This is a genomic window from Flavobacterium sp. (assembly GCF_043722275.1).
In the GTDB taxonomy this organism is placed as follows: Bacteria; Bacteroidota; Bacteroidia; order Flavobacteriales; family Flavobacteriaceae; genus Flavobacterium.
Genome location: NZ_JAYSPC010000138.1, coordinates 38,032 through 46,036, shown reverse-complemented (window position 1 = coordinate 46,036; position 8,005 = coordinate 38,032). Strand labels below are relative to the sequence as shown.

General features: G+C 33.4%; 8 protein-coding genes. 4 read left to right on the top strand and 4 right to left on the bottom strand.

Annotated elements, in window-relative coordinates; translation table 11 throughout:
• On the bottom strand, window positions 1-198 hold a 198-nt coding region (locus ACHZDT_RS17155; protein ID WP_394775861.1), incomplete at its 3' end, for a hypothetical protein.
• 796 nt (window positions 199-994) lie between these two features.
• Here ACHZDT_RS17155 and ACHZDT_RS17150 point away from each other — a divergent pair.
• From ACHZDT_RS17150 to ACHZDT_RS17135, 4 genes are all read left to right on the top strand, one after another.
• Window positions 995-1,252 (top strand): hypothetical protein, encoded by a 258-nt coding sequence (locus ACHZDT_RS17150; RefSeq protein WP_394775860.1) that lies wholly within the window; start codon window positions 995-997, stop codon window positions 1,250-1,252.
• Between the two features lie 422 nt (window positions 1,253-1,674).
• Window positions 1,675-1,830: a hypothetical protein gene (locus ACHZDT_RS17145; protein ID WP_394775859.1), complete on the top strand. Its 156-nt coding sequence runs from the start codon at window positions 1,675-1,677 to the stop codon at window positions 1,828-1,830.
• Window positions 1,831-1,841: 11 nt separating this feature from the next.
• Entirely contained in the window at window positions 1,842-2,024 is a 183-nt protein-coding gene (locus tag ACHZDT_RS17140; RefSeq protein ID WP_394775858.1) for a hypothetical protein, read from the top strand.
• Window positions 2,025-2,194: 170 nt separating this feature from the next.
• Entirely contained in the window at window positions 2,195-4,114 is a 1,920-nt protein-coding gene (locus ACHZDT_RS17135) for a glycoside hydrolase family 97 catalytic domain-containing protein (protein ID WP_394775857.1), read from the top strand.
• A gap of 81 nt (window positions 4,115-4,195) precedes the next feature.
• Here the strand turns inward: ACHZDT_RS17135 and ACHZDT_RS17130 are convergent, their stop codons facing one another.
• The 3 genes from ACHZDT_RS17130 to araA all read right to left on the bottom strand — a co-directional run bounded on the left by ACHZDT_RS17130 (window position 4,196) and on the right by araA (window position 7,937).
• A complete protein-coding gene (locus tag ACHZDT_RS17130; RefSeq protein ID WP_394775856.1) occupies window positions 4,196-4,657 on the bottom strand; it encodes an OsmC family protein in 462 nt (153 codons plus the stop codon).
• A gap of 307 nt (window positions 4,658-4,964) precedes the next feature.
• Window positions 4,965-6,149, bottom strand: coding sequence for an aldose epimerase family protein (locus ACHZDT_RS17125; protein WP_394775854.1), 1,185 nt, complete (start codon window positions 6,147-6,149; stop codon window positions 4,965-4,967).
• Window positions 6,150-6,428: 279 nt separating this feature from the next.
• A complete protein-coding gene (araA, locus tag ACHZDT_RS17120; protein WP_394775853.1) occupies window positions 6,429-7,937 on the bottom strand; it encodes an L-arabinose isomerase in 1,509 nt (502 codons plus the stop codon).
• Window positions 7,938-8,005: the final 68 nt, after the last annotated feature.

The window sequence follows — 8,005 nt, the reverse complement described above, 5'->3', positions numbered from 1 at the left end:
GCTCTCTTTTACCGGAATGGGGTGCTCACTTTTACCAGAATTTGCAGTATCACTCCATTCATTAAATTTTACAGTTAGCCCCGTTCGTGATTTTTGATCTATTCTATTGCTATCCCAAAACCTAACATAAATGCTGGATAATTCAGATTTGCCTTTTATAATAAAATATCGAATTTTCATAGAGTTAATTGTTATCATACGAAGATAACATTTTGCCGAAATATTGCCGAAAATATCTTAATTTATCCTACTTTGCCTTAATCTGTCTTAATTTTTTTGTAAGAACAAAACACACAATCCTATTAAATCAAAGGGTTTCGCAATGGTTTCTCTAATTTCTTTTATTCTTACAAATTAAGAGGGTTGTAAAACGGCTCCGGGTACAAAAACCTCTTCTTAACGGAAGAGGTTTTTTTGGTTTTAGGTATCTCAAAGCAGCTAAACTCGCATCCGTTTAATAACGTACAAAATCATAATAAAATCTATTAACTTTGTACATTAACTACTTTCCATTATAACAAAAAAATATTGCATGAAAAAAAGCAATATTTTAAAGAACTAATTTCAAATTATAATTCTTTTACGTTTATAATCATTCCTTAAAATAATTCTTTAGTAAGCTTAACTAAATAAAACAATTAAAAGCCCATTGAGGAATCTGCATTTTAATCTTCTTTTGCATTCATTATTATTTATTCTTAATTAAAATCCCTCTATAAATAAATCGATAGTTATAAGAAAATATTGTAAGAAAATAGTTAAAAAATAGAAATTTTCTAATAACTTAAACAAAATGCATATATTTGGATTTTTAAGAAAAAACTGTATTTTTTAAGATTTATCAACATGCTTTATTGAAAATTAATCTAATGAATAATATAATCCCTAAAATAAATGTGGAAGCTATTCGAGAAGTTTTGTCCAAGTAACTGTAATTATTTGGGCCCACATTAAAATACACTCGAAAAATTCATATTAAATTAAAAAAATAAAAATGACAAAAATTAAACATTCAGTTTTAGCACTAATGGTAGCCCTTTTTGCAACAGTTTCATGTTCAAAAGAAAGTGTTACTGATGAAAGTGAAAGTGCAATTAATAAAAGTGAACATCTACTTTTAAAGCAGGTATACGGCTTTGAAAATATTACTCAAAATATCAACGTATCAAATGTAGAAGCATTTAAATCATATAATTTAAAAAAATTCACAAATAAATCAACTAGTTCAGAAGAACTTAATTACAAAATATAACAGAGATAGACTGGGGCAGTAATAAGATATCTTATTTAATACCGTTTGTTAATAATCCAAAGAAAACTATTATTATTTTAGTAGATAATAATATTAATATTCAATATATTGATTTTGGCAAAGGAACAATTGTAGAAAACAACTTAAATCCAACCACCGGAAATGGAAATATTATAATAACCACTCAAGAGGGAACAGTAAAAAAATCTTTTGCAGATGGTGTTTTAATAGTAAACCTAACATCAAAAACTTTTAGACAGTGCTTCGATGATGCATATAATGCAATTTGCGATGGAGCAATTGGATGTGCTTCTTGGTATTCAAGCCCTCTTCCTGCATTAACATCTATTGCATATTGTGCGGCTACGGCAACAGAGAAAAATAGTCCAGCGTTACCAAAACTTCCATTAGATGATCAGCCTTTGCCAACAATGCCTGATGAAAATGAGCCATTGCCAACAATACCTGGTGGTTATGAACCGTTGCCAACATTTCCGGGAGATTATCCATTACCAAAATTACCGACATTACCACCAACTGATATGTCAGATAGTCCACTTAGAAAAGTAAAACCATAAATTATATCATCATGAAAAAGAATAATAAATTATTTTTAGTAATAGCAATTATAGGTTTAATTGCAGGTACTCTAGTTAAACTAACAGGAAATAAAACCTTAGGAGATATTTTTCTTGGATTGTCGACCTTACTTTGGTTATATATGATAATACCTGTAGTTTACAAAATTATGACTCGAAAACTAAGATCGTAATTTATAATCTACATTAACTTAAAAGGCATTTTAGAAATTCTAAGATGCCTTTTCTGAATAGTATAGACAATCTTTTCCTCTTTTTCAAACCCCATTAAATTATTCGTAACAAACAATTTATATCAAAATTATTTTTTTTATATTTACAAGTGTAAATAAAACACTTAACTATGAAAAAACTATTATTACTAACCATTTTTGGAATATTTACCAATTCCTTTGCTCAAAAAAAACCAAATTCATTTTTCACAAATTCCCAGAAGACTATAAAAGTAGACTTCGAAATGAATGCGAAAAACACTCCAACCTATTCCATTTCTTACAATGGAAAACCCGTCCTAAATGCTTCTGAATTGGGAATTATCCGCGAAGACGCTAATTTCTATTCCGATTTAAAGGTGATTAAAATCTCTGACGCTAAAAAAGTAACTGACCACTACTCGATGCTTCAGGGAAAACGAAAAGATATTTCTTATTCAGCAAATCAATATATAGTAAGTCTTCAAAATTCTAAAGGTGAATCAATGGAAATTATTTTCCAACTTTCAAAAGATGGTGTTGCACTTCGATATAACTTTCCTTCAACATCAAAAGATCTTAAACGAATCGTCGAAGAAAAAACCACTTATAACTTCGATTCTTCGGCGAAAGCCTGGTTACAACCTATGTCGAAAGCAAAAACAGGTTGGAAAGAAACCAATCCGGCATATGAGGAACATTATGCAATGGGCGTTCCTGTAAACACAAAACCTGCAATGGGCGAGGGTTGGGTTTATCCTGCACTTTTTGAAACCAACAACAATTGGGTTTTGATTACCGAAACTGGTTTGCATAATAAATACTGCGGAACACGATTACTTTATAATGAAAATTCAAAAGCGATGCAGGTAACTTTTCCTCAAAAAGAAGAAATTTTCCCAAATGGTGCTTTAAATCCAGAATCAAAATTGCCTTGGATTACTCCGTGGCGAATTATAACGATTGGATCTTTGAACACGATTACCGAAAGCACTTTAGGAACTGACTTGGCTGATCCTTCAATAAAAATGGATACTTCTTTTATTAAAGGCGGACTTTCGTCATGGAGTTGGGTTTTATTAAAAGATGATTCGGTAAACTATGAAACCACGCACCAGTTTATTGAATATGCATCGAAAATGAATTGGACTTATTGCTTAATTGATGCCGATTGGGATACAAGAATTGGTGACGAAAAAATGAAGGAATTGGTAGCTTTTGGAAAAACTAAAAATGTAAAATTATTGGTTTGGTACAATTCTTCCGGTCCTTGGAACAGCACTGAATATCATCCGAAAAATAAATTACTAACACATGAAAACAGAGCTTTCGAATTTAAAAGACTGAATGATTTAGGCATTGCCGGAATTAAAGTTGATTTCTTTGGCGGTGACGGACAATCAATGATTGCCTATTATCATGATATGCTGAAAGATGCAGCAGATTATAAACTAATGATTAATCTACACGGCGCAACTTTGCCTCGTGGATGGCAACGTACATATCCAAATTTACTAACTACCGAAGCCGTAAAAGGCTACGAATATATTACGTTTTTCCAAGATATTGCCGACTTAGAACCGAGTCATTGTGCAATGTTGCCGTTTGCCAGAAATGCTTTTGATCCAATGGATTTTACTCCGATGGCTCTCGATAAGATTCCGAATATTAATAGAAAAACAACTCCTGCTTTCGAATTGGCTTTACCTGTTTTATTTTTATCGGGGATTCAACACATTGCAGAAATTCCAGAAGGAATGGCCAAGATGCCTGCTTATGTGGTTGATTATTTAAAAGATATTCCAACGAATTGGGACGATTCTAAATTCATTGCAGGTTTTCCGGGGAAATATATTGTAATGGCGAGAAGAAGCGGAAACATCTGGCACATTGTTGGAATTAATGGCGAAAATTCTCCAAAAGAAATCGAAGTGGATTTATCTTTTGTGAAGAACAAAAAAGGTTTTATTATTCTGGAAGATGAAAATGGTTTTAAACAAGAAACTATTTCTAAAAATCAAAAACTGACTGTGAAGATGAAACCTAACGGTGGATTTGTGGTTAAGATATAAATTCCAATATTTTAAAATTCAAAATTCCAATGATGTTAGCTATCTATTGGAATTTGGAATTTTTTTGTTTTGGAATTTAATTTATATTTCACAACTCGCATTATGCAAAATAGGAAAATTGCACGAGTTCGCGATAAAACACAATTGATTTGCTTTTGTGTGCAATTCTATTGCTAATTCTATTTTATTAGGATTTGAAATCTTTACTCTCGGATTTAACTGAACTTCTGTAAAGCGCCCGCTTCCGTCAGGAGAAACTTCGAGAGTTGCTTCGGCATTGTCTGAATATTCCACAACTTCTATTCCGTTTTGAGAACAAACGTATAAGTATGACATCATGTGGCAGGAAACCAAACTGCTTAACAATAAATCTTCAGGATTGTATAATTCAGGATCGCCTTTGAACGCTTTTGCTGCTGAAATATTTAAAGCTGGTTTTCCTTCAATTTTAATTTGATGACTTTTACTATAAAATCTCTTTGCTGAATCTTCTTGATTTTGTTGGGAAGTCCAATTTGCTTCTACTTTGAATAGATGTCTCATTGAATGTTTAGTTTTTATTGTTGCTAAATTAAGATTTTTATAAGATGCAAATGATTAATCTCGCAAAGTCGCAGAGGCGCAAAGTTTAAACACAATTTTGTCATTTCGACTGGAGGGAGAAATCACACTTGCAATTCGACAAAGATTGGAGGCTTTTCTGTGCGGAGTTACTAGTGTGATTTCTCGCTCCGGTCGAAATGACAAAAATTCGTGAAATTGATGGCGACTTAACCCCATAAAAAAACCTCGAAAGCATAACTTTCGAGGTTTCTTAGAGAATTACTAAACTAATAAACAAATTCTAAAACTATTTTTTTACAGAAAACTTAAAAACAGTTTTAGTTTTATAATTTTCTCCCGGGTTTAAAACCGTTGTCGGGAAGTTTTTTTGGTTTGGAGAATCCGGATAATGTTCTGTTTCTAAACAAAGTCCTGTTCTGTGTGCGTAAGTTCCGCCGTTAGGCATTGGTAAAGTTCCATCAAGGAAATTTCCGGAGTAAAACTGAATTCCAGGTTCGTCAGTTGTCATTTCCATAATTCTTCCGCTTGCTGCGTGATATACTTTTGCTATGATTGTTTTTCCTTTTTCAGGATTGTTCAATACCCAGCAATGATCGTAACCTTTTCCTCTTTCTAATTGTTCGTTTTTCACTTCGATGTCTTTCCCAATTAATTTTGGCGTTCTGAAATCGAAAGGTGTATTGGCAACATCATCTAATTTTCCTGTTGGAATAAGAGTCGCATCAACCGGAACCAATTTATCAGCATTCAAAGTCAATTCGTGATCTAAGATTGTTTTTGTAAAATCTCCCGACAAATTGAAATATGAATGTTGCGTCAAATTCACAACCGTTTTCTTGTCTGTTGTTGCTTCATAAAGAACCTCTAATTCGTTATGATTTGTTAAAGTATAAGTCACAAAAACTTGTAAATTTCCAGGATAACCTTCTTCCATATCTTTACTTAAATAAGATAATTTCAAGGTAGCTTCTGCTCCGGATTTTGCTTCTTCAGCTTTCCAAACCACGTTAAAATATCCTTGTGGTCCACCGTGCAAAGCATTTGGTGCATTATTGATGGCTAGTTGATATTCTTTTCCGTCAAGCGAAAATTTCCCTTTAGCAATTCGGTTTCCGTATCTTCCGATCAAAGCTCCGAAAAATGGATTTTCTTTTTCGTATTGTGCCAAAGAATTAAATCCAATTACTACATTTTCCGAAACACCGTCTTTATTGGGTACTTTCAAATCTGTAATTCTTCCACCAAAAGTGATGATATCAACTTCCATCCCTTTTTGGTTTTTCAGCTTATAACTATCAACCTTTTCTCCTTTAGCAGTTGTCCCGTAAGAAGATTTTTCGATTGAAACTGTAGCTTTTTTATTTGAAACAATTTTTTCTGTATCTGATTTTTTATCGCTTTTGCATTGAATTGAAACCGTAGCCAAACTCAAAAGGCTTATTCCGAAAACGCAACGTTTTAATACATTCATAAATGATAATTTTGTGGTTATTGTGAAATGTTAGATGTTAAAGTAATCTGTTAGACATAATAAAAAATGCTATATTTTGACGCGGATTAGACAGATTCGTTTCACGAAGACGCGGATTTACACAGATTTTTTAATATCTAAAATCCGTTTTCATCTGCGCTTTTGCCAGCAAATCCGTTTTATCTGCGTTTTATTTTCACAAAGTGAATTTATTACCACAACAAGTTAAAAGTAACAAAAACTTAGAAGCTTAGCAACTTAGAACCTCAGCATCTCAAATTACAGTCCGTGTTGAAACAAATGATAATACGCTTCATTCGCATTGATCTTATCTTTAAAATCTCTTACTGTCGTTTTTTCGTCGATAACCAATAATTCAATTCCGGCGATATCTGCAAAATCTTCCATGTATTCTGTTGTGATTGCCTGACTGTAAACGGTGTGATGTGCTCCACCGGCTAAAATCCAGGCAGTTGCTGCAATATCAAGGTTTGGTTTACAATCCCATAAAACTCTTGCAACCGGTAATTTTGGTAAATCTGCCAATGGTTTAATAGCTTCAACTTCGTTTACAATCAAACGGAAACGATTTCCCATATCAACCAACGAAACATTAATTGCATCTCCCGCAGGCGAATTAAATACCAAACGTGCAGGATCTTCTTTTCCTCCAATTCCTAATGGATGCACTTCGCAAGAAGGTTTTGCATCTGCAATTGATGGACAAATTTCTAACATATGAGAACCTAAAACATATGATTTTTGTGGTGTAAAATGATACGTATAATCTTCCATGAAAGAAGTTCCTCCTTCAAGACCTACATTCATAACTTTTAAGGCACGAACCATTGCAGCGGTTTTCCAGTCGCCTTCGCCACCAAAACCGTAACCATCCGCCATTAATCTTTGTGTTGCAATTCCAGGAAGTTGTTTCCAAACTCCAAGGTTTTCAAATGTATCTGTAAATGCTCCAAAACCTCCTTCTTCAAGGAAAGCTCTTAAACCTAATTCTATTTTTGCTGCTTCTACTAATGAACTTCTTTGTGCTCCGCCTTCTTTTAAAGAATCAGTCAAAGAATAAGAAGATTCGTAAACTGCTAATAAATCATTTAATTGTTGGTCTGTAACTTTCTCAATATGTTTGGTAACATCTGATGAATCATATCCGTTAACAGACATTCCGAAACGAATTTGAGCCTCCACTTTATCACCTTCTGTAACGGCAACTTCACGCATATTGTCTCCAATACGGGCTACTTTTAAGTTTTGAAGTTCATCCCAACCAAGAGCTACTCTTGTCCAAACACCTAATTTGTTCAAAACGCGAGGATCTTCCCAATGTCCTACTACTACTTTACGCTTTTTACGCATTCTTGACATGATAAAACCAAACTCACGATCTCCGTGTGCCGATTGATTCAGGTTCATGAAATCCATGTCGATAGTTCCCCACGGAATTTCAGCGTTGTATTGTGTATGCAAATGACACAATGGTTTCTTTAAAATACTCAATCCGCCAATCCACATTTTTGCAGGAGAAAATGTATGCATCCAGGCAATAATTCCAATACAGTTTTTAGCTGAATTTGCTTCTAAACATACATCTAAGATTTGAGAAGGAGATTTTACAACATCTTTATAAACCACTTTTACAGGAATTTGAGATGACATTCCTAATCCTTTTGCGATTATTTGAGAATGTTCCGCAACTTTTCTTAAAGTTTCTTCACCGTATAATTCCTGGCTTCCTACTACAAACCAAACTTCTTTTTGAGATATATCTATCATGTCTTTATTTTGTTTCAAGTTTTCTTTGTTTCAAGTTTGCTTCGCCTGTTCGAGCAGAGCTCTCGAGT